This is a genomic window from Salipiger sp. H15 (assembly GCF_040409955.1).
Taxonomy (GTDB): Bacteria; Pseudomonadota; Alphaproteobacteria; order Rhodobacterales; family Rhodobacteraceae; genus Salipiger.
Genome location: NZ_CP123388.1, coordinates 82,257 through 100,174, shown reverse-complemented (window position 1 = coordinate 100,174; position 17,918 = coordinate 82,257). Strand labels below are relative to the sequence as shown.

Below are 17,918 nucleotides of genomic sequence, written 5' to 3'. Positions count from 1 at the left end.
GGGCAGGAGACTGCCCGGGTGTTCTGCTTTCGGGGACGGTTGGTTGCTGCCGTCACAGCCCCCGGATCATCCCGCCGTCGACGCGGATCATCGAGCCGGTGACGTAGGCGGCCTGGGCCGAGCAGAGGAAGGTGACCACCGCGCCGAACTCCTCGGGGGTGCCGTAGCGGCCCGCGGGGATGGTCTTGCGGCTGGCCTCCTGCACCGCCTCGAGCGAGGCGCCGGACTTGTCGGCCTTGATCCCGTCGAGCTGCGCCAGCCGGTCGGTCGCAATCCGGCCCGGCAGCACCATGTTCACCGTCACCCCATGCGGCGCGACCTCCTCGGCGAGGGTCTTCGACCAGCCCGCCACCGCGCCGCGCACGCCGTTCGAGAGCGCGAGGTTCGGGATCGGCTGCACGATGCCCGACGAGCCGATGGTGACCACCCGGCCCCAGCCCTGCGCGATCATGCCGGGCAGCGCCGCGTCGGTGATCGCGAAGATCGGCGTGGCCATGGCCTCGAAGGCCGCGGCCCAAGCCGCCGTGCTCTGGCCCTTGGCGGGGCCCGCGGCGGGGCCGCCGCAGTTGTTGACCAGGATGTCGACCGGCTGCTCGGCGAGCCGCGCGATCAGCGCCGCGACCGCGCCCGCGTCGGAAAGATCGAGCGCCAGACCCTCCATGCCCTCCGCCGGGGCCGCGCCGCTGCGCGAGGCGGCGATCACATGTGCGCCCTCGGCGGCCAGCAGCGCCGCGCTCGCGGCACCGAGCCCGCGGCTCGCGCCGAGCACCAGCGCCGTCTTGCCCTTCAGTCCCAGATCCATCAGTTCAGCTCCTTCAACCGTTTCTCCTGCCGGGCGAGCAGGCGCTCGACCTCGGCGATGGCCGCGGGCGCGAGCCCCGCGCCCGGCGCGCGCAGCGCCGCCGAGCCGATGGCGCCGCGTTTCGCCAGCACGTATTTGCGCACCGCCAGCCCCGCGCCCGGCTGCTGCTCGTAGCGCACGAGCGGCAGGTAGGCGTCGAAGATGTCCTGCGCCCGGTCCATATCGCCCGCGCCGGCGAGGCGCACAACCTCCGCCAGCATCTCGGGAAAGCCGAAGCCGGTCATCGCGCCGTCGGCGCCGCGGGCCATTTCCTCGGGCAGGAACACCCCGCCGTTGCCGCAGAGGATCGAGATGCGGCGGCGGCCCTCGGCCTCGGCCTGGCGGAGTTTCGTGATCTTGGCGAGGCCCGGCCAGTCCTCGTGCTTGAGCATGACGACCTGCGGCACGTCGTCGATGATCCGGCCCAGCACCTCGTCCGAAATCTGCACGCCGGTGGCCAGCGGGAAATCCTGCAGCACGATCGGCACGTCGTCCCCGAGCGTGCGGGCGACCTGGCCGAAATAGGCGTGGATCTGCGGGTCGGTCTTCAGCGAGCCGGGCGTCGTGACCATGCAGCCCGCCGCGCCCATGTCCATCACGGCGCGGCCAAGCTCGCCGATGGCGGCGAGGCCGGGGGCCGAGACGCCGACCACCACGGGCTTGCCGGCGGCGCGCTTGATCACCCGCTCGGCGACGGCGCGGCTCTCGGCCTGCGTCAGCTTCGGCGCCTCGCCCATCATGCCGAGGATGGTGAGCCCGTCAGCCCCCTTCTCGAAGTAGAAATCGGTCACCCGGTCGAGGCTGTCCCAGTCGATCGCGCCGGTCCCGGTGAAGGGCGTGACGGAGATGACGTAGACGCCGCGGGCGTCGGAAGTGAGCAGGGTCATTGGAGGTGTCCTTGGATCATGGCGGCGGGGTCAGCCCCGCGGCGGCTCGGCGATCAGCAGGTCGCTGTCGGCGAAGGCGGCGCGCAGGTCCGACATGAAGCTGTGCAGCAGCCCCGAGTAGGGCACGCCGCGCCGGGTATACATCACCGCCTTCACCTCGCAGGCGGGCAGGAAGGGCTTGCAGACCAGCGCGTCGGTGGCGTGGGTGGTGGCGGAATAGGGATCGACCACGGTCACCCCGAGGTTCTGCGCGGCGAGCACCGTGGCGGTGGCGCAGTATCGCACCTCGATGCGCGGGGCGTAGATCGCGCCGACCTGAGCGTAGGCCTTGCGCACCAGCTGCCCGAGGTTCGAGGCCATCTCGAGCCCGACCAGCGGCTCGTTCTGGAGGTCGAGCGCTGTCAGGTGCGGGCGTTCGGCCAGCGGGCTCGTCTTCGGCACGAGCGCAACCATGTGCGCGCGTTGCAGCACGTCGCTGTTCACCGCGGTCTGCCGGTCGTGGTCGATGGCAAGGCCGATGTCGGCCTGCCCGCTCTGCACCGCGTCCTTGACCTGCTCGAGACGTCGCACGTCGAAGGCGACCGACACGTCGGGACGGCTCTCGAGGAAGCGGCGCAGCGCGACGGGGGCGACGGAATAGCCGAGCGGCGGGGTGGCGATGACCTTGAGCCGCCCGGCCATGCCGAGCTTCATGTCCCGCGCGCGCTGCGAGAAGCCGCGCATCAGGCTGAACACCGGGCGGATTTCCTCGTAGAGCGATTTCGCCTCGGCGGTCGGTTGCAGCCGCCGCCCGGTGCGTTCGAAGAGCGTGAGGCCGAGCTGCGTCTCGAGCTGGCGGAGCCCGGCCGAGACCGCGGGCTGCGAGATGCGCAGCTGTTCGGCGGCCTCGACCGTGGTGGCGCAGCGCATCATCGCGGCGAAGATCTCCAAGAGCCGCAGCGAGACGTCGGGAAGGCCCGGCTCGGGGATCATCGCGGCGCCCCGACCAGCCCCAGCGCCATGGCGGCGGCGGCCTGCACCGGGTCGATCACCGCGATGCCGATGTCGCGCTCGAGCTTCGCCCGGATCGGCGCCATGCCGGCGCAGCCCAGCACCACCGCGCCCGCGCCCTTGGCGGCCAGCTCGCGGCCGAGGGTGACGCACATTCGGTAGACCTCCGGGTCGCGCCCCGAAGCCTCGGCCGAGACGCCGGGCAGGGCCAGCTCGGCGGCGAGGCGGCTCTCGGCCCCCATGGCGCGGATCCTGACGCGGTGGCGGGCGACCGAGCCGGGGGCGAGCGCAATGATGCCGAAGAGATCGGCGCGGGCCATTGCGGTGAGGATCCCCGCCTCCTGCACGCCGATCACCGGCTGCTTCACCAGCGTCCGGGTGAGCTCGACGCCGGGGTCGGAGAAGCAGGCCGAGACATAGGCGGCGGCATCGGGCCGGGCCTGCGCGGCCTCGGCGAAACCGAGCCCGGCGCGGGCGACGTCCTCGGCGGTCATGATCGTGGCCGGCGAGGCGGGCAGGTCGGTGACCTCGAAGGCGGGGCCGTTGGCGGGGGCGAGATGGGCGATGGCCTCGCGGATGCCCTGCGTGACGCTGGAGGCGGAGTTGGGGTTGATGATCAGGATCGGGCCCATCAGCGCAGCTCCGCGCCGAAGTTCTGCGCCGGGTCGAGCTCCTTGGCGGTCCAGCCGGGCTTGCCGCGCAGGTCGACGGGCTGGCGGGCGACGAAGCGGCCCTGACCTTCCTTGGCCTTGAGTTCCCCATGCTCGACGATGACCGCGCCGCGGTTCATCACGACCTCGGGCTTGCCGGTGATCTCCATGCCCTCGAAGGGGGTGTAGTCCATGCTGTCGTGCTGGTCCGCGGCGGTCACCGTGACCCGTGCCTCGGGGTTCCAGATGGCGATGTCGGCATCCATGCCGGGCGCGATCCGGCCCTTGGTGTCGCAGCCGAAGGTCTTGGCGGCATTGGTGGACGAGAGCGCCACGAACTGCTCGAGCGTGATCCGGCCCTTCACCACCCCCTCGGAGAAGAGATAGGGCAGGCGCGCGGCGATGCCGGGCATGCCGTTGGCGATCTTGGGATAGGGAATGTCGTTCCCGTTCAGGAACTTGCCGGTCTCGTCGAAACGGTAGGGGGCGTGGTCCGAGGAGACGCTCTCGAAGGTGCCCTGCGCGATGTGGTGCCAGAGCGCGTCCTGCGTGCGCCCGTCGCGCAGCGGCGGCGAGCAGATGTACTTCGCCCCCTCCATGCCCGGCCGGTCGAGATCGGCCCGGGTGAGCGCGAGGTACTGCGGGCAGGTTTCGGCGAAGAGCTTGGCGCCGTTGAACTTTTCCCGTCGGACGATCTTGGCCCCGCCCTCGGTCGAGACGTGGACGATGAAGAGCGGCGCGTCGACCAGCTTGGCGAGCTGGATGGCCCGGTTGATCGCCTCTTCCTCGGCCAGCTCGGGGCGCGAGATGGCGTGGTACTTGGGCGCGGTCAGCCCCTTGGCCGCCAGCCTGCGGTTCATCCATTTGACCATGTCGTTGTTCTCGGCATGGACCATGGTGATCGCGCCGTGCTCGCGCGCCACCGTCAGGATGTCGAGCATGCCGCCGTCGCCGAGGTTCATCAGGTCGTAGGTCATGAAGACCTTGAACGAGGTGATGCCGCGGGCGAAGGCGCGGGGCAGCTGGTCCTCGAGCACCTCGGGCTTCGGGTCCGAGATGATGAGGTGGTAGGAGTAATCGATGACCGAGCGCGCGGCGCGGGCGTCATAGGTGGCGATCACCTCGTCGACCGACTGGCCGCGGTGCTGGGCAGCGAAGGGGATGAAGGACGAGTTGCCGCCGAAGGCCGCCGAGATCGAGCCCGAGAGGTAATCGTCGGCGGTCATCACGCCCGAGGAGCTTTCCTGCGCGATATGGGCATGGGCCTCGATGCCGCCGGGCAGGACGATGCGCCCGCCCGCGTCGATGCGGCGGTCTCCACCCTCGATGCGTTCGGCCACGGCGATGATGCGCCCGTCCCTGATGCCGATGTCGCCCTTCGCCGTGTAGTCGGCGGTCGCGATCATGCCGCCGTGGATCACCGTGTCGAATTGCATCCCGTCTCTCCTTCCGTGCCGCCCCGGGCGGTCGTTCCGTCTGTCCCCGCGGGGACACGCGCCGGGACAGGCCCGGCGCGCCTGTCTTATTCCGGCAGCTTGACGCCGGTCTGGCTGGCGATCAGCCCGTAATGCTCGATCCGGCGGTGCGCGGCGAAGTTGAACACCGTCGACTTGCCGAAGTCGCACTTGGCGAAATCCGCCTCGTGGGTGATCAGCTCGTCTCCCTCGCCCGTCGCCTTGGCGACCACGAAGCCGTCGGGATCGACGATGATCGAGCCCGCGAACATGTGGTTGCCGTCCTCCATGCCGCACTTGGCCACGGCCACGGCATAGGTCGAGTTCTGGTAGGCCCCGGCGCAGACCGACAGCTCGTGGTGGTACATGCGCCGCTCGATACCCTCCTCGGTCGAGAGGTTGTTCTGGCTGGGCGTGTTGTAGCCGATGGTCACCAATTGCACGCCCTGCAGGCCGAGCACGCGCCAGCTTTCCGGCCAGCGGCGGTCGTTGCAGATCGCCATGCCCATGATGATGCCCTGGTTCTTGACCACGCCGAAGCCGGTGTCTCCGGGCAGGAAGTAGCGTTTTTCAAGGTGCTGGTGGGTGCGCTCGGGCTCGTACTGGGCGTGGCCGGGCAGGTGGGTCTTGCGGTACTTGAGCACGATCTCGCCCTCGGGCGAGACGATGATCGAGGTGTTGAAGTGATCGCCCTCGGGGGTCAGCTCGCAATAGCCAAAGGTGACGCCCATGCCGTACTCGCGGGCCTTGTCGAAGAGCGGCTGGACGGCGGGGTTCGGCATCTGGCTCTCGAACCAGTGGTCGAACTCGGCGCGGTCCTCGACGTAGAAGCGCGGGAAGAAGGTGGTCAGCGTCATCTCGGGGTAGACGAGGAACTTCACGCCCTTCGCATGCGCCTCGTCCATCAGCGCGATCATTCGGGCGATCACCTCTTCGCGGGTCTCGTCCTTCTGGATGCCGCCGATCTGCGCGCCGCCGATTATCATCTTGGTCATGGGAATTTCCTTTCAGGGACGTTCAGTGCACCGCCAGCCCGCGCTGGTACCGCGAGATCAGCCGGACGAGCGGCCAGAGGATCGCGAGGTAGATCAGCGCCGCGAGGATGAGCGGCGAGGAGTTGTAGGTGACCGAGCGGGCCATGTTGGCCGAGTAGAGCAGCTCGGAGAGGGAGACGACCGAGGCGAGCGAGGTCAGCTTCACCACCTCGACGGTGTTCGAAAGCAGGTCCGGCAGCACGTTGCGGATCGCCTGCGGCAGGATCACGTGGGTCAGGGCCTGTGCCTTGCTCAGGCCGGTGGCGCGGGCGGCCTCGGTCTGGCCCTTGGGCACCGACTGGATGCCGGCGCGGAAGACCTCGGCGAAATAGGCCGAGTTGTTGAGGAAGAAGGCGACCACCACGGCCATGAAGGGGCTCAGCTCCAGCCCGGCGAAGGGCAGGCCCGAGAAGACGAAGACCAGCAGCACCAGCGGCGGCAGCGCGCGGAAGAGGTCGATGAACCCCACGGCGGGCCATTTCAGCCAGGCGCGCGGCGAGAGCGCGGCGAGCGCCAGGAACAGACCGCCGACGAGGCCGAGCCCGATGACCACGGCGCAGAGCTCGAGCGTGATGATCAGCCCCTTGAGCAGCAGCGGCCAGGCCTGGCTCATGATGTCGAGGTTGAAGAAGAGGTCGATGAAGTTGCTCATGCTCAGACCGCCCAGGCATAGCGCTTCTCGAGGAGGCGCGAGAGGATGACGACCGGCAGGAAGATCGCGAGGTAGGCGAGCGCGGCCATGGTCAGCGGCGTCGCCGAGCCCGAGAAGCTCTGCGCCGAGGAGGAGACGGCGAGGATTTCCTTCACCCCGATCACCGAGCCGAGCGCGGTCATCTTGGTGATCGCCAGCGCGCGGTTCACGAGCGGCGGGATGCCCATGCGGATGGCCTGCGGCAGGGCGATCTCGAAGAGCGTCTGCGCGAAGCTGAGCCCGGTGGCGCGGCCCGCCTCCCATTGTCCCTTCGAGACCGAGGTGAGACCGGCCCAGAAGATTTCCTCGGCGAAGGCGGCGAGCACGCCGCCCAGCACGAGGATCAGCACCATCGGCCCCGAGAGGTTGATGCCGAGCCCGGGCAGGCCGAAGTAGAAGATCAGGATCACGACGAGCGGCGGCAGCGACCGGCCGATGTCGGCGAAGGCGACGATGGGCAGGGTCAGGTACCAGCGGCCGAGCGTGCGCAGGCAGGCCAGCGCGAGGCCGAGGGCAAGCCCGCCGAGCACGATGATGACGCTGAGCCAGAGCGTGGTGACGATGGCCGAGGCGAGGTCCGGCAGGTATTTCGCCATCACCGCGCCGTCGAAGAACGTGTCGAGGAATCTCATGCGGCGCTCGGGTGCAGGCGGGAGAGGAAGGCGCGCAGGCGCTCGGACTTGGGGCTGCCGAAGATCTCGTCCGGCGTGCCGGCCTCGACCACCACGCCGCCGTCCATGAAGACCACGCGGTCGGCGGCCTCGCGGGCGAAATCCATCTCGTGGCTGACCACGACCATGGTCATGCCCTCGTCGCGCAGCTGCTTCATCACCTTCAGCACCGAGCCGACCAGTTCCGGGTCGAGCGCCGAGGTCGGCTCGTCGAAGAGCATGACCTTGGGATCGAGCGCCAGCGCCCGGGCGATGGCGACGCGCTGCTGCTGGCCGCCGGAAAGCTCGGCGGGCATGGCATCGGCCTTGTGCGCAAGCCCGACGTGCTCGAGCATCTCCATGGCGCGGGCCTTCGCCTCTGGCTTCGTGCGTTTCAGCGCCTTGACCTGCGCCAGCATGACGTTGGCCAGCACGGTCTTGTGCGGGTAGAGGTGGAAGCCCTGGAAGACCATGCCGATCTTCAGCCGCATCCTGTCGAGCGCGGCGCCGTGGCAGGCGGTGACATGCTCGCCGTCGAGCAGGATGCTGCCCGAACTCGGCTCTTCCAGCCGGTTGCAGCAGCGCAGCATGGTCGACTTGCCCGAGCCCGAGGGGCCGATGACGAAGACCAGTTCCCCCGGCTTCACGCTGAGGTCGATCGAGGTCAGCACCTGCGTGTCGCCGAAGCGTTTGCCGAGCTGGTTGATCTCGAGCATCGGCCTTTGGTGGACCATCGCGGCGGGGGAGGGGGTGGCAGCGGGCATGTCGTTAACTTTCGATGAACGGGCGGGACGGCGGGCGCCCCGCCCGTCGGTGTCAGGGAGCAGGTTCAGAAATCAGAAGTCGCAGGAGACCTCGTGCGCGGTCTCGACGTAGCCGTCGAAGCCGGGCGTGCCGTAGCCGGGGGTCGGGGTGACGATGGTGGCGCCCTCGGTCGGGGTCACGCCGAACCATTTCTCCGAAAGGGCCACCATGGTGCCGTCGGTCTTCAGGCATTCGAGCACCGCGTCGATCTTGTCGCGGGTCGCCACGTCGTCCTTGCGGAAGGGGAAGGCCCAGACGAGGCCCGTGGGGTACTCGAAGCTGAGGTCGATGCGCGGGTTCTGCTTGGCGGCCCATGCCGAGACGGTGGCGCCGGCGAGGTTGGCATCGGCGCGGCCGGTGGCCACGGCCTCGACCGCGTCGGTGTTGGTGCCGTAGGCGACGACTTCCCAGCCGTATTCACCGGCCTTCTCGGTCAGGAAGCTCTCGTAGACCGAGCCCTTGTTGACCGCGATGGTCTTGCCCTTGAAGGCGTCGAGCCCCTCCATCTTCGCTGTCCCCGCGGGGACGGTGAAGGCGAAGTTGGTGTCCATGAAGCCCTCGGAGAAGAGCAGGTTCGAGGCGCGCTCGGCGGTGACGGTGGTGGGCGCGACGAGGAAGTCGTAGGTGCCCGCCTGCAGTGCCGGGATGAGGCCCGAGAATTGCGCGGCGACCACTTCCATCGGCACGCCGAGCTTCTCGCCGATGGCGGCGGCGAGATCGACGTTGAAGCCCTCGACCCCGCCCGAGAGGCTGGGCATGGCATGGGGGGCGAAGGTGCCGTCGAGCGCGACCTTGTAGCCTTCGGCAGCGGCGGGCAGGGTGAGGACCGCGAGCGCGGCCGAGAGCAGGAGGCTCTTGCGTTTCATGGGGGGCTCCGTGTTGGTGATGTCGGTGTTCTTGGCATCGGAAGGATGCGGTCTGTGGCTTCACCAAGCCGCCGGGCCCGGGGTGGAGCAATACAAATCAGGATTATAATTAAACTATAATAATAATCTCAGCTTATATTTTGGCACGCGCGGACCGCGGCGCTTGGCCGCCGGGATTCCGGGGTCGCGGACGTACCCGTTGATTTCAGAGGGAAAATTACGGTCTTGCGCGACCTGCTCAGCTGACCAAGGGGCAGGCGTTCGGGGCACCCTAGGCGTTGCGCGCCCGCGGGGCGCCCCATGGCAATGCCTGCGGATTGGGCAGTTCCGGCCCATCGGCCCGCGGGATGCGCAGCCTCACCCGGCCCGGCCGGGCGGGATCAGCCGCCGATCTTCGGCAGCTCGCTCTCGAAATGGTTGCCCTCGGTGTCGGTCGCCCGCACGGTCAGCGCCGGCGCGCCGTTGTCGGCATAGGTGAAGCGGAAGGCCGGGTTCTCCGAGATCGAGATGCCGCCGTCCATGGCAAAGAGCTGCTCCTCGCCCTGCCAGACCTCGAGATGGTCGATGAAATGCGCCGGAATGAAGAGCTGGGTGATCTGGTCGCGCTGCAGCCCCGAGAAGTTCGGGTGGCGGATCTGGATCTGCGCCTCGCGCCGGGGCAGGGACTGCGCCGCCGTCTGGTCGGGCCCGGTGTCGAAGAGCCGCAGCTTCATCCGCCCGAGCTCGGCCAGCGCCTCGGCGCCGGCCTTGGTCGCCGGGGCCGAGCAGCCGCCCGAGGCCTTCACGTAGCGCCCGTCCATGCGCAGCCCCTCCGGCGTCTCGGCGATCACCCGGATGTTGGAGTAGCTGTTGACCCGCAGCCGCAGCTCGAAGTCGAGCGGCGCCATGGCTGGCGAGAAGGTGAACTCCCCGGCCACCGGCGAGGGGTTCTCGTCGATCACCACGATCGCCCCCTCGATCGGCACGGAAGGGTCGGTCTGCAGGATGTGCAGCGGCACGGTCGCGGCGTCCTCGGCGCGGATCGGCGCGGTCACGGTGAAGAGCCCGCTTGCCGGGGCGATGGCGGCCTCGCCGGTCACGTCGGGGCGCAACTCCTCCCAGGTCGGGCTGTCGATCATCGGCACGCCGGGCGTGTCGGCGGCGAATGCGGGGCAGGCAAGCGAGGCCGCCAGCAGGGCGGCGAGGGTGAAACGCGGCATGGGGTTCCTCCTTGCGTCAGACCGGGCCCGCGGCGCGAGGCTTGCGCGTGCTGGGCCGCAGTGTGACAGGCGCGGCGGCGCAAGGCTACCGAGCGCATGGTCGGTATGGATCGCCGCGCGGCGCGGCGCGAGGCTGGCCGGGGACGCGCAAGCGACGGGAGGCGTCATGTTCGAGGCGGTGGTGATGCTCTGCGCGGGACTGGCGGGGCCCGACTGCCGCGCCGCGCTGGTGCCGGGCTACGAGGCGGAGACCCGCGCCGAATGCGTGGCCGCGCTGGCGGCGCGCCCGGTGGCGGGCGCCAGCTGCGGGGCCGCGGGCGAGGCGCTCGAAATGACCGAGGTGGCGCCGGGCGTCTTCGTGCACCGCGGCGCCGTGGCCGAGCCCGACGCGCAGAACCGCGGCGACGTCGCCAACCTCGGCTTCGTCATCGGCGAGACGGCGGTGGCGGTGATCGACAGCGGCTCGGCCGCCTGGATCGGCGAGGCGCTGTGGCGCGCCATCCGCGCCCGCACCGACCTGCCCGTCGCCTACCTCGTGCTCACCCACGTCCACCCCGACCACGTGCTGGGCGCGCGGGTCTTCGCCGGGGCCGAGACCGTCGCCCATGCCGGGCTGCAGAACGCGCTGGCGGAGCGGCAGCAGACCTATCTCGACCGGTTCGCCGAGCTGATCGGCGCGCCCGCCTTCCTCGGCACGGAGCTGCCCGAGGTGGAGCGCGAGGTGGCGGACCGCGCCGAGCTCGACCTCGGCGGGCGGGTGCTCGAGCTGCGCGCCTGGCCGCTGGCGCACAGCGGCACCGACCTCACGGTGCTCGACGTGGAGACGGGCACGCTCTTTGCCGGAGATCTCGTGACCGACGGCCACCTGCCCCCGCTCGACGGCAGCCTGCGCGGCTGGCAGCGGGTGCTCGGCGATCTGACCGCGATCGCGGCGCGCCGGGTCGTGCCCGGCCATGGCGGGCCGGTGCTGGACTGGCCCGGCGGCGCCGCGCCGGTGGAGCGCTACCTCGGCGTGCTGGCGCGGGACACGGCGGCGGCGGTGGCCTCGGGCGCACGCCTCGCCGAGGCGGTGCCGCATATCGCCGAGGAGGAGGCCGGGCGCTGGCAGCTCTTCGAGCTTTTCAACCCGCGCAATGCCACGGTCGCCTTCACCGAGCTCGAATGGGAATGAGCCTCGCCGCCCCGGCGTCGCAAGGATGGAAGGCTGCGTATTTGGAAAGAGAAGAAGCAGGGGCGCGCGGCTTCTTCTCTTTCCAAATACGCCTGCCGGAGGCTGGGGCCGGGCGCGGCGCCGGGGGGATCAGCCGTCGTCTCCGCCCTCGGCGCTTCCGGCCTCCTGCAGCAGCTGCGCGATGGCGTAGAGCCTCTGCTCGAGCAGCTGCGGCGTCTCGCAGAGGTAGCGGATCGTCTGCTGGCGGTCGGTGAAGATGCGCTGGTCCCAGTCGATCTGTTCTTCCAGCGCGTCGACCCGGTCGTAATCCGGCGCTTCCTTGGCCATCTGGCTGTCCATCTCGGCGCGGGCGGCGTCGATCTTCGCGGCGAGATCCACCTGCCCGAGGGAGAATTTCCCGATGCCCTTGATGATCAGGCCGGCAAACCGCTCGAAATCATGGAAGTCGAACTCGACGGGCCGAAGGCCGGCGAGGTTCTGGTCGAGATCAAGGCCACCGGGCTTTGCCACACCGACGAGTTCACCCGCTCCGGTGCCGACCCCGAGGGGATCTTCCCCTGCATCCTCGGCCACGAGGGCGCGGGCGTGGTGCTGGAAGTCGGCGAAGGCGTCACCACGCTGAAGCCCGGCGACCACGTCATCCCGCTCTACACCCCCGAGTGCCGCGAGTGCCCGTCGTGCCTCTCGGGCAAGACCAACCTCTGCACCGCGATCCGCAACACGCAGGGCCAGGGGCTGATGCCGGACGGCACGACCCGCTTCAAGATGCTCGATGGCACGCCGATCTATCACTACATGGGCTGCTCGACCTTCGCCAACCACACGGTGATGCCGGAGATCGCGCTCGCCAAGGTCCGTGACGACGCGCCCTTCGACAAGATCTGCTACATCGGCTGCGGCGTCACCACCGGCATCGGCGCGGTGATCAACACCGCCGGCGTCGAGATCGGCTCGACCGCGGCGGTCTTCGGCCTTGGCGGCATCGGGCTCAACGTGATCCAGGGCCTGCGCATGGCCGGCGCCGACATGATCATCGGCGTCGATCTCAACGACTCCAAGGCCGAGATGGGCCGCAAGTTCGGCATGACCCACTTCGTCAACCCGTCGAAGATCGAGGGTACCGTGGTGCAGGAAATCGTCAACATGACGAAGAAGGGCGCCGACCAGATCGGCGGCGTGGACTACTCGTTCGACGCCACCGGCAACGTCAAGGTGATGCGCGACGCGCTCGAGTGCTCGCACCGCGGCTGGGGCGTGTCGGTGATCATCGGCGTGGCGCCGGCGGGGGCCGAGATCTCGACCCGGCCGTTCCAGCTGGTCACCGGGCGGGTCTGGAAGGGCACCGCCTTCGGCGGCGCCAAGGGCCGCACCGACGTGCCGAAGTTCGTCGACTGGTACATGGACGGCAAGATCGAGATCGACCCGATGATCACCCACAAGCTCAAGCTCGAGGAGATCAACCACGGCTTCGATCTGATGCACGAGGGCAAGTCGATCCGCGCGGTGGTGGAATACTGAGCATGGACGTGGTGGCGCAAAACCGCAGCTTCGACGGCAGGCAGACCGTCTACCGGCACGCCTCGGACGCCTGTGGCTGCGACATGACCTTCGCGGTCTACCTGCCGCCGCAGGCGGAGGCGGGGCCCGTGCCGGTGCTGTGGTATCTCTCGGGGCTGACCTGCACGCATGAGAACGCGATGACCAAGGGCGGCTTCCAGGAACACGCCTCGCTGCACGGGCTGGCGGTGGTCTTTCCCGACACCAGCCCACGCGGGCCGGAGGTGGCGGATGACGACGCCTACGACCTCGGGCAGGGGGCGGGGTTCTACGTCAATGCCAAGCGCGACCCGTGGAAGCCGCATTACCGCATGTACGACTACGTCACGCAGGAGCTGCGCGAGATCGTCGCCGGGCTCGACGGCATCGGCGAGCGCCACGGCATCACCGGCCATTCCATGGGCGGGCACGGGGCGCTGACGCTGGCGATGCGCAACCCGCATCTATACGACAGCCTGTCGGCCTTTGCGCCGATCGCGCATCCGACCCGCTCGGACTGGGGGCGCAAGCAGCTCTCGGCCTATCTCGGCGACGACGAGGGCTGCTGGGCGGCGCACGACTCGACGCTGCTGATGGAGGAGCGCGGCTGGAAGGACGACATCCTCGTCGACCAGGGGGCGAGCGACCAGTTCCTCGACCTGCTGCAGCCCGAGGCGCTGGCCGAGGCGATGACCCGGCGGCGCCAGCCCGGGGTGCTGCGGATGCAGCAAGGCTATGACCATTCGTATTTCTTCGTGAATTCGTTCGCCGGCGACCATGTCGCCTGGCACGCAGCCCGGCTTGCCTGAGACCGGGACCAGCACAAGGAGACTAGGCATGTATCAAGGAACCCTCGCAGCCGGATTGATCCTGGCCCTGTCGGCAGGGATGGCCCTCGCCGAAGGCGACGCGGCGAAGGGCGAGAAGATTTTCCGCAAGTGCCAGGCCTGCCACATGGTGGGCGAAGGGGCGGAGAACCGCGTCGGGCCGGTGCTGACCGGTGTCGTCGGGCGCCCGATCGCCTCGGTGGAAGGCTTCGATTACTCGGACGGGCTCAAGGCCCTCGCCGCCGCCGACGGGACCTGGACGCCCGAGGAGCTGGCGTCGTTCCTCGAGAAGCCGAAAGACTTCGCCAAGGGCACCAAGATGTCGTTTCCGGGGCTGCGCAAGGAAGACGAGCGCGCCGACGTGATCGCCTACCTCGCGACCTTCAGCGCGGGCGGCGGCTCGTAACACGAACTGAGATTTCCGGGTCCGGCGGGAGGAGAAGGAGCGCCGGATCCGGATGACCCGACACGGTTCATCAACAAGCCGAAAGGCGGCCGGGACGGGACCACGCGGCGGGACCGCCGTACTATCCAAGGGAGAAGGAAAGATGAAGAGACGGCTGCTTCTATCGTCCGGTGTGGTGCTCTGCGCCGCATCCATGGCGATGGCGAACGACGACCTCATGTCCCAGATGGACAACCCGAGCCAATGGGCCATCCAGACCGGCGACTATGCGAACCAGCGCTATTCCGAGCTGGACAAGATCAACAAGGAGAACGTCGGCGACCTGCAGGTCGCATGGACCTTCTCGACCGGTGTGCTGCGTGGCCACGAAGGCTCGCCGCTGGTGATCGGGGACACGATGTACGTGCACACCCCGTTCCCCAACATCGTCTATGCGCTCGACCTGAACGACGGGGGCAAGATCAAGTGGCGCTATGAGCCGAAGCAGGATCCGGACGTGATCCCGGTGATGTGCTGCGACACGGTGAACCGCGGCGTGGCCTATGCCGACGGCAAGATCTTCCTCCACCAGGCCGACACCAAGGTCGTGGCGCTCGACGCCGAGACCGGCGAGGTGAAGTGGGAAGTGATGAACGGCGACGCCTCGAAGGGCGAGACCAACACCGCCACGGTGCTGCCGGTCAAGGACAAGGTGATCGTCGGCATCTCGGGCGGCGAATTCGGCGTCCGCGGCTCGGTCACCGCCTACAACATGGAAACCGGCGAGCGCGAGTGGCGCGCCTATTCCATGGGTCCGGACAGCGACATCCTGATGGATCCCGAGAAGACCACCGTGCTCGGCAAGCCGGTCGGTGCGGACTCGGGCACCAACACCTGGGAAGGCGACCAGTGGATGATCGGTGGCGGCACCACCTGGGGCTGGTATTCATATGACCCCGAAGCCGACCTGATCTACTACGGCACCGGCAACCCCTCGACCTGGAACCCGGCGCAACGCCCGGGCGACAACCGCTGGTCGATGACCATCATGGCGCGTGACCCCGACGACGGCATGGCCAAGTGGGTCTACCAGATGACGCCGCACGACGAGTGGGACTACGACGGCATCAACGAGATGATCCTGACCGACCAGGACTTCAACGGCGAGCCGCGCAAGCTGCTGACCCACTTCGACCGGAACGGCCTCGGCTACACGCTCGACCGTCTGACCGGCGAGCTCCTGGTCGCCGAGAAGTACGATCCGGCGGTGAACTGGACCTCCGGCGTCGACATGGATCCGGCCTCGGAGAACTATGGCCGTCCGGCCGTGGTCGCCCAGTACTCGACCGAGCAGAACGGCGAGGACGTGAACTCGACCGGCATCTGCCCGGCGGCACTCGGCTCCAAGGACCAGCAGCCTGCGTCCTTCTCGCCGAAGACCGGCCTGTTCTACGTGCCGACCAACCACGTCTGCATGGACTACGAGCCGTTCCGGGTGAGCTACACCGCCGGTCAGCCCTACGTGGGTGCGACCCTCGCGATGTACCCGGCGCCGGAAAGCCATGGCGGCATGGGCAACTTCATCGCCTGGGACAACACCAAGGGCGAGATCAAGTGGTCGATCCCCGAGCAGTTCTCGGTGTGGTCGGGCGCGCTCGCCACGGCTGGCGACATCGTCTTTTACGGCACGCTCGAGGGCTACCTGAAGGCGGTGGACGCATCGACGGGTGACGAGCTTTACCGCTTCAAGACCCCGTCGGGCATCATCGGCAACGTGATGACCTACGAGCATGACGGCAAGCAGTATGTCGGCATCCTTTCGGGCGTCGGCGGCTGGGCCGGCATCGGCCTCGCGGCCGGTCTGACCAACCCGAACGACGGTCTCGGCGCAGTGGGCGGCTACGCGGCCCTGTCCGACTACACCGCGCTCGGCGGTCAGCTGACGGTCTTTGCGCTCCCGGATTGATCCGCAGCGACCCGAGGCGCCGGCGGGAGCCACATCCCGCCGGCGCAGTTCCGATAGACCCTTACAAAGATCTCCAGGACCCTTACGCCATGACCCGACAGCTTACCCTCCTGACCGCCGCCGGACTCCTCGCGGCCAGCGCGCTGAGCGCCGCCAACGTCTCGATGGAGGATCCGAACATCGCGGTGGATTACGAGGAGGGCGGCCGCTACTACACGGCGGACGGCGTTCCCACCTTCAAGGTTTCCGAGGACGGCACGGTGGACTGGCCGACCTTCTCGGGCTTCCGCCGCTACCACGCCGAGTGCCACGTCTGCCACGGGCCGGACGGCGAGGGCTCGACCTACGCTCCGGCGCTGAAGAATTCCGCGGTCGAGATGGATTACTACGATTTCGTCGACACGGTGACCAACGGGCGCAAGAAGGTCGGCGCGGCCGAGAACTCGGTGATGCCCTCCTTCGGCACCAACCCGAACGTGATGTGCTACCTCGACGACATCTACACCTATCTCAAGGCCCACGGGTCCGGCGCCATCGGGCGCGGCCGCCCGGCCAAGAAGGAGGCCAAGAGTGAGACTTATACCGAGATGGAAAATGACTGCATGGGCGGCTGAGGCCACGCGGTCCGCGGCCGTGACCCTGCTCCTGGCCTTCACCGCCGGAGCCGGGCAGGCGCAGACCTCGGACCTGGTCTCGAAGACCTCCTTCCGGGTCTGCGCCGATCCCGCCGCTGATCCCATGTCGATGAAGGACGGCTCGGGCTACGAGAACAAGCTGGCCGAGCTCTTCGCGGCGAAGCTCGAGCGGCCGGTCAGCTACACCTGGTTCCCGATGGCCACGGGCTTCATCCGCCAGACGCTGAAGGCCGGCAAGTGCGATGTGGTGATGGGTTATGCGCAGGGCAACGAGCTCGTGCTCAACACCAACCACTACATGACTTCCGCCTACGTGCTGGTGGTGCCGGACTCCGGGCCACTCGCGGGGGTGACGAAACTGTCGGACCCGGCGCTGCAGGGGCTGAAGCTGGGGGTGATCGCCGGATCGCCGCCCGCCACGCACATGGCGCGCTACGGGCTCATCGGCAAGGCGCGGCCCTACCAGCTGGTGGTCGACCGCCGGGTCGAGAGCCCGGCGAGCGACATGCTGAACGATCTTGCCGCCGGCGAGATCGACGCCGCGGTGATCTGGGGACCGATCGCCGGGCCGCTGGTCAAGCGCGACCATCCCGGCATGAAGGTCACGCCGCTGATCCACGAGGATGGCGCACCGAAGCTCTTCTACCGCATCACCATGGGCGTGCGGCAGGGCGAGAAGGTCTGGCAGCGCGAGCTCAACTCGCAGATCCGCCGAAACCAGGCCGAGATCAACGCGCTGCTGACCGAGGCGGGGGTGCCGCTGCTCGACGACATGGGCGAGCGCCCGCTCGACGTCGGGCAATGAGACGGCTGCTGCTGGCGCTGGCGCTCGTGCCCGCGCTGGCGCTGGCGCAGGCGCCGGAGCCCGAGGGCTACCGCATGGACGAGTACCGCGCGCCGGTGCCGTCGTCGCTTGCCGGCGGCACGGTTGTGGACGTGGCCGAGGCACATGCGCTCTGGGAGTCGGGCGAGGCGGCCTTCGTCGACGTGCTGCCGCGCCCGCCGAAGCCCGAGAACCTGCCCGAGGGCACGATCTGGCGCGACAAGCCGCGCGACAGCATTCCCGGCGCGACCTGGCTGCCCAACACCGGCTACGGCGCGCTCGGCGCGCCCGACGAGGCCTATTTCCGCGAGGGGCTCGAGGCGGCGAGCGGCGGTGATGCCGCGCATCCGCTGCTGTTCTTCTGCCTGACCGATTGCTGGATGAGCTGGAACGCGGCAAAGCGGGCGCTGAGCTACGGCTACGCGACCGTCTACTGGCTGCCCGTGGGGACAGACGGGTGGGCCGCGGCGGGATACCCGCTCGAGCGGGTCACGCCGCGGCAGCGATAG

The 17,918-nt window shown here is 68.8% G+C and carries 20 protein-coding genes; 8 read left to right on the top strand and 12 right to left on the bottom strand.

The features are described from left to right. Positions 1-52: 52 nt before the first annotated feature. From PVT71_RS26620 to PVT71_RS26570, 11 genes are all read right to left on the bottom strand, one after another. Positions 53-802 carry an SDR family oxidoreductase gene (locus PVT71_RS26620; RefSeq protein WP_353476490.1) on the bottom strand — a complete coding sequence of 250 codons (750 nt, stop codon included), beginning with the start codon at positions 800-802 and terminating at the stop codon, positions 53-55. Next, positions 802-1,728 carry a dihydrodipicolinate synthase family protein gene (locus tag PVT71_RS26615; RefSeq protein WP_353476489.1) on the bottom strand — a complete coding sequence of 309 codons (927 nt, stop codon included), beginning with the start codon at positions 1,726-1,728 and terminating at the stop codon, positions 802-804. The genes PVT71_RS26620 and PVT71_RS26615 overlap by 1 nt, the downstream gene beginning before the upstream one ends. Positions 1,729-1,758: 30 nt before the next feature. After that, on the bottom strand, positions 1,759-2,700 hold the full coding sequence (locus PVT71_RS26610; RefSeq protein WP_353476488.1) for a LysR family transcriptional regulator: 942 nt from the start codon (positions 2,698-2,700) through the stop codon (positions 1,759-1,761). Continuing rightward, complete coding sequence (locus PVT71_RS26605) at positions 2,697-3,350, bottom strand: aspartate/glutamate racemase family protein (RefSeq protein ID WP_353476487.1); 654 nt, start codon at positions 3,348-3,350, stop codon at positions 2,697-2,699. The genes PVT71_RS26610 and PVT71_RS26605 overlap by 4 nt, the downstream gene beginning before the upstream one ends. Then, positions 3,350-4,804 carry a dihydropyrimidinase gene (gene hydA / locus PVT71_RS26600; protein WP_353476486.1) on the bottom strand — a complete coding sequence of 485 codons (1,455 nt, stop codon included), beginning with the start codon at positions 4,802-4,804 and terminating at the stop codon, positions 3,350-3,352. The genes PVT71_RS26605 and hydA overlap by 1 nt, the downstream gene beginning before the upstream one ends. An 86-nt stretch (positions 4,805-4,890) precedes the next feature. Next, positions 4,891-5,817, bottom strand: a complete 927-nt coding sequence (locus PVT71_RS26595; protein WP_353476485.1) for an N-carbamoyl-D-amino-acid hydrolase — start codon at positions 5,815-5,817, stop codon at positions 4,891-4,893. A 22-nt stretch (positions 5,818-5,839) separates the two neighbouring features. After that, a complete protein-coding gene (locus PVT71_RS26590; protein ID WP_353476484.1) occupies positions 5,840-6,508 on the bottom strand; it encodes an amino acid ABC transporter permease in 669 nt (222 codons plus the stop codon). A 2-nt stretch (positions 6,509-6,510) separates the two neighbouring features. Next, a complete protein-coding gene (locus PVT71_RS26585) occupies positions 6,511-7,179 on the bottom strand; it encodes an ABC transporter permease subunit (protein WP_353476483.1) in 669 nt (222 codons plus the stop codon). Then, a complete protein-coding gene (locus tag PVT71_RS26580) occupies positions 7,176-7,913 on the bottom strand; it encodes an amino acid ABC transporter ATP-binding protein (protein ID WP_353476518.1) in 738 nt (245 codons plus the stop codon). The genes PVT71_RS26585 and PVT71_RS26580 overlap by 4 nt, the downstream gene beginning before the upstream one ends. Before the next feature lie 120 nt (positions 7,914-8,033). Then, entirely contained in the window at positions 8,034-8,867 is an 834-nt protein-coding gene (locus tag PVT71_RS26575) for a transporter substrate-binding domain-containing protein (RefSeq protein WP_353476482.1), read from the bottom strand. Between the two features lie 380 nt (positions 8,868-9,247). Further along, on the bottom strand, positions 9,248-10,066 hold the full coding sequence (locus PVT71_RS26570; protein WP_353476481.1) for a quinoprotein dehydrogenase-associated SoxYZ-like carrier: 819 nt from the start codon (positions 10,064-10,066) through the stop codon (positions 9,248-9,250). A gap of 166 nt (positions 10,067-10,232) precedes the next feature. Between PVT71_RS26570 and PVT71_RS26565 the strand changes: the two genes are divergently transcribed. Continuing rightward, the gene (locus tag PVT71_RS26565) at positions 10,233-11,237 is read left to right on the top strand and encodes a quinoprotein relay system zinc metallohydrolase 2 (protein WP_353476480.1); all 1,005 of its coding nucleotides are present in this window, start codon (positions 10,233-10,235) and stop codon (positions 11,235-11,237) included. A 129-nt stretch (positions 11,238-11,366) separates the two neighbouring features. Here the strand turns inward: PVT71_RS26565 and PVT71_RS26560 are convergent, their stop codons facing one another. Continuing rightward, a complete protein-coding gene (locus PVT71_RS26560; protein ID WP_353476479.1) occupies positions 11,367-11,747 on the bottom strand; it encodes a hypothetical protein in 381 nt (126 codons plus the stop codon). Here PVT71_RS26560 and PVT71_RS26555 point away from each other — a divergent pair. The 7 genes from PVT71_RS26555 to PVT71_RS26525 all read left to right on the top strand — a co-directional run bounded on the left by PVT71_RS26555 (position 11,676) and on the right by PVT71_RS26525 (position 17,918). After that, entirely contained in the window at positions 11,676-12,755 is a 1,080-nt protein-coding gene (locus PVT71_RS26555) for an S-(hydroxymethyl)glutathione dehydrogenase/class III alcohol dehydrogenase (RefSeq protein ID WP_353476478.1), read from the top strand. The two genes, PVT71_RS26560 and PVT71_RS26555, sit on opposite strands and share 72 nt — an antisense overlap. A 2-nt stretch (positions 12,756-12,757) precedes the next feature. Beyond that, positions 12,758-13,582, top strand: a complete 825-nt coding sequence (gene fghA / locus PVT71_RS26550; protein WP_353476477.1) for an S-formylglutathione hydrolase — start codon at positions 12,758-12,760, stop codon at positions 13,580-13,582. 28 nt (positions 13,583-13,610) lie between these two features. Next, on the top strand, positions 13,611-14,006 hold the full coding sequence (locus PVT71_RS26545; RefSeq protein ID WP_353476476.1) for a cytochrome c family protein: 396 nt from the start codon (positions 13,611-13,613) through the stop codon (positions 14,004-14,006). 142 nt (positions 14,007-14,148) lie between these two features. Continuing rightward, entirely contained in the window at positions 14,149-15,951 is a 1,803-nt protein-coding gene (xoxF5, locus tag PVT71_RS26540; RefSeq protein ID WP_353476475.1) for a lanthanide-dependent methanol dehydrogenase XoxF5, read from the top strand. Between the two features lie 164 nt (positions 15,952-16,115). Then, positions 16,116-16,565, top strand: coding sequence for a c-type cytochrome, methanol metabolism-related (locus PVT71_RS26535; RefSeq protein ID WP_353476517.1), 450 nt, complete (start codon positions 16,116-16,118; stop codon positions 16,563-16,565). Further along, positions 16,546-17,391 carry a substrate-binding domain-containing protein gene (locus PVT71_RS26530; protein ID WP_353476474.1) on the top strand — a complete coding sequence of 282 codons (846 nt, stop codon included), beginning with the start codon at positions 16,546-16,548 and terminating at the stop codon, positions 17,389-17,391. Before PVT71_RS26535 ends, PVT71_RS26530 begins: the two co-directional genes overlap by 20 nt. Beyond that, positions 17,388-17,918 (top strand): PQQ-dependent catabolism-associated CXXCW motif protein, encoded by a 531-nt coding sequence (locus tag PVT71_RS26525; protein ID WP_353476473.1) that lies wholly within the window; start codon positions 17,388-17,390, stop codon positions 17,916-17,918. The genes PVT71_RS26530 and PVT71_RS26525 overlap by 4 nt, the downstream gene beginning before the upstream one ends.

Coding starts and splice junctions, on each gene's coding strand:
- PVT71_RS26545 (WP_353476476.1), top strand. CDS start 13,611: ATGTATCAAGGAACCCTCGCAGCCGGATTGATCCTGGCCCTGTCGGCA.
- PVT71_RS26570 (WP_353476481.1), bottom strand. CDS start 10,066: ATGCCGCGTTTCACCCTCGCCGCCCTGCTGGCGGCCTCGCTTGCCTGC.
- xoxF5 (WP_353476475.1), top strand. CDS start 14,149: ATGAAGAGACGGCTGCTTCTATCGTCCGGTGTGGTGCTCTGCGCCGCA.
- PVT71_RS26605 (WP_353476487.1), bottom strand. CDS start 3,350: ATGGGCCCGATCCTGATCATCAACCCCAACTCCGCCTCCAGCGTCACG.
- PVT71_RS26610 (WP_353476488.1), bottom strand. CDS start 2,700: ATGATCCCCGAGCCGGGCCTTCCCGACGTCTCGCTGCGGCTCTTGGAG.
- PVT71_RS26615 (WP_353476489.1), bottom strand. CDS start 1,728: ATGACCCTGCTCACTTCCGACGCCCGCGGCGTCTACGTCATCTCCGTC.
- PVT71_RS26525 (WP_353476473.1), top strand. CDS start 17,388: ATGAGACGGCTGCTGCTGGCGCTGGCGCTCGTGCCCGCGCTGGCGCTG.
- PVT71_RS26590 (WP_353476484.1), bottom strand. CDS start 6,508: ATGAGCAACTTCATCGACCTCTTCTTCAACCTCGACATCATGAGCCAG.
- PVT71_RS26580 (WP_353476518.1), bottom strand. CDS start 7,913: ATGCTCGAGATCAACCAGCTCGGCAAACGCTTCGGCGACACGCAGGTG.
- PVT71_RS26530 (WP_353476474.1), top strand. CDS start 16,546: ATGACTGCATGGGCGGCTGAGGCCACGCGGTCCGCGGCCGTGACCCTG.
- PVT71_RS26565 (WP_353476480.1), top strand. CDS start 10,233: ATGTTCGAGGCGGTGGTGATGCTCTGCGCGGGACTGGCGGGGCCCGAC.
- PVT71_RS26535 (WP_353476517.1), top strand. CDS start 16,116: ATGGAGGATCCGAACATCGCGGTGGATTACGAGGAGGGCGGCCGCTAC.
- PVT71_RS26575 (WP_353476482.1), bottom strand. CDS start 8,867: ATGAAACGCAAGAGCCTCCTGCTCTCGGCCGCGCTCGCGGTCCTCACC.
- PVT71_RS26585 (WP_353476483.1), bottom strand. CDS start 7,179: ATGAGATTCCTCGACACGTTCTTCGACGGCGCGGTGATGGCGAAATAC.
- PVT71_RS26620 (WP_353476490.1), bottom strand. CDS start 802: ATGGATCTGGGACTGAAGGGCAAGACGGCGCTGGTGCTCGGCGCGAGC.
- PVT71_RS26555 (WP_353476478.1), top strand. CDS start 11,676: ATGGAAGTCGAACTCGACGGGCCGAAGGCCGGCGAGGTTCTGGTCGAG.
- PVT71_RS26595 (WP_353476485.1), bottom strand. CDS start 5,817: ATGACCAAGATGATAATCGGCGGCGCGCAGATCGGCGGCATCCAGAAG.
- hydA (WP_353476486.1), bottom strand. CDS start 4,804: ATGCAATTCGACACGGTGATCCACGGCGGCATGATCGCGACCGCCGAC.
- fghA (WP_353476477.1), top strand. CDS start 12,758: ATGGACGTGGTGGCGCAAAACCGCAGCTTCGACGGCAGGCAGACCGTC.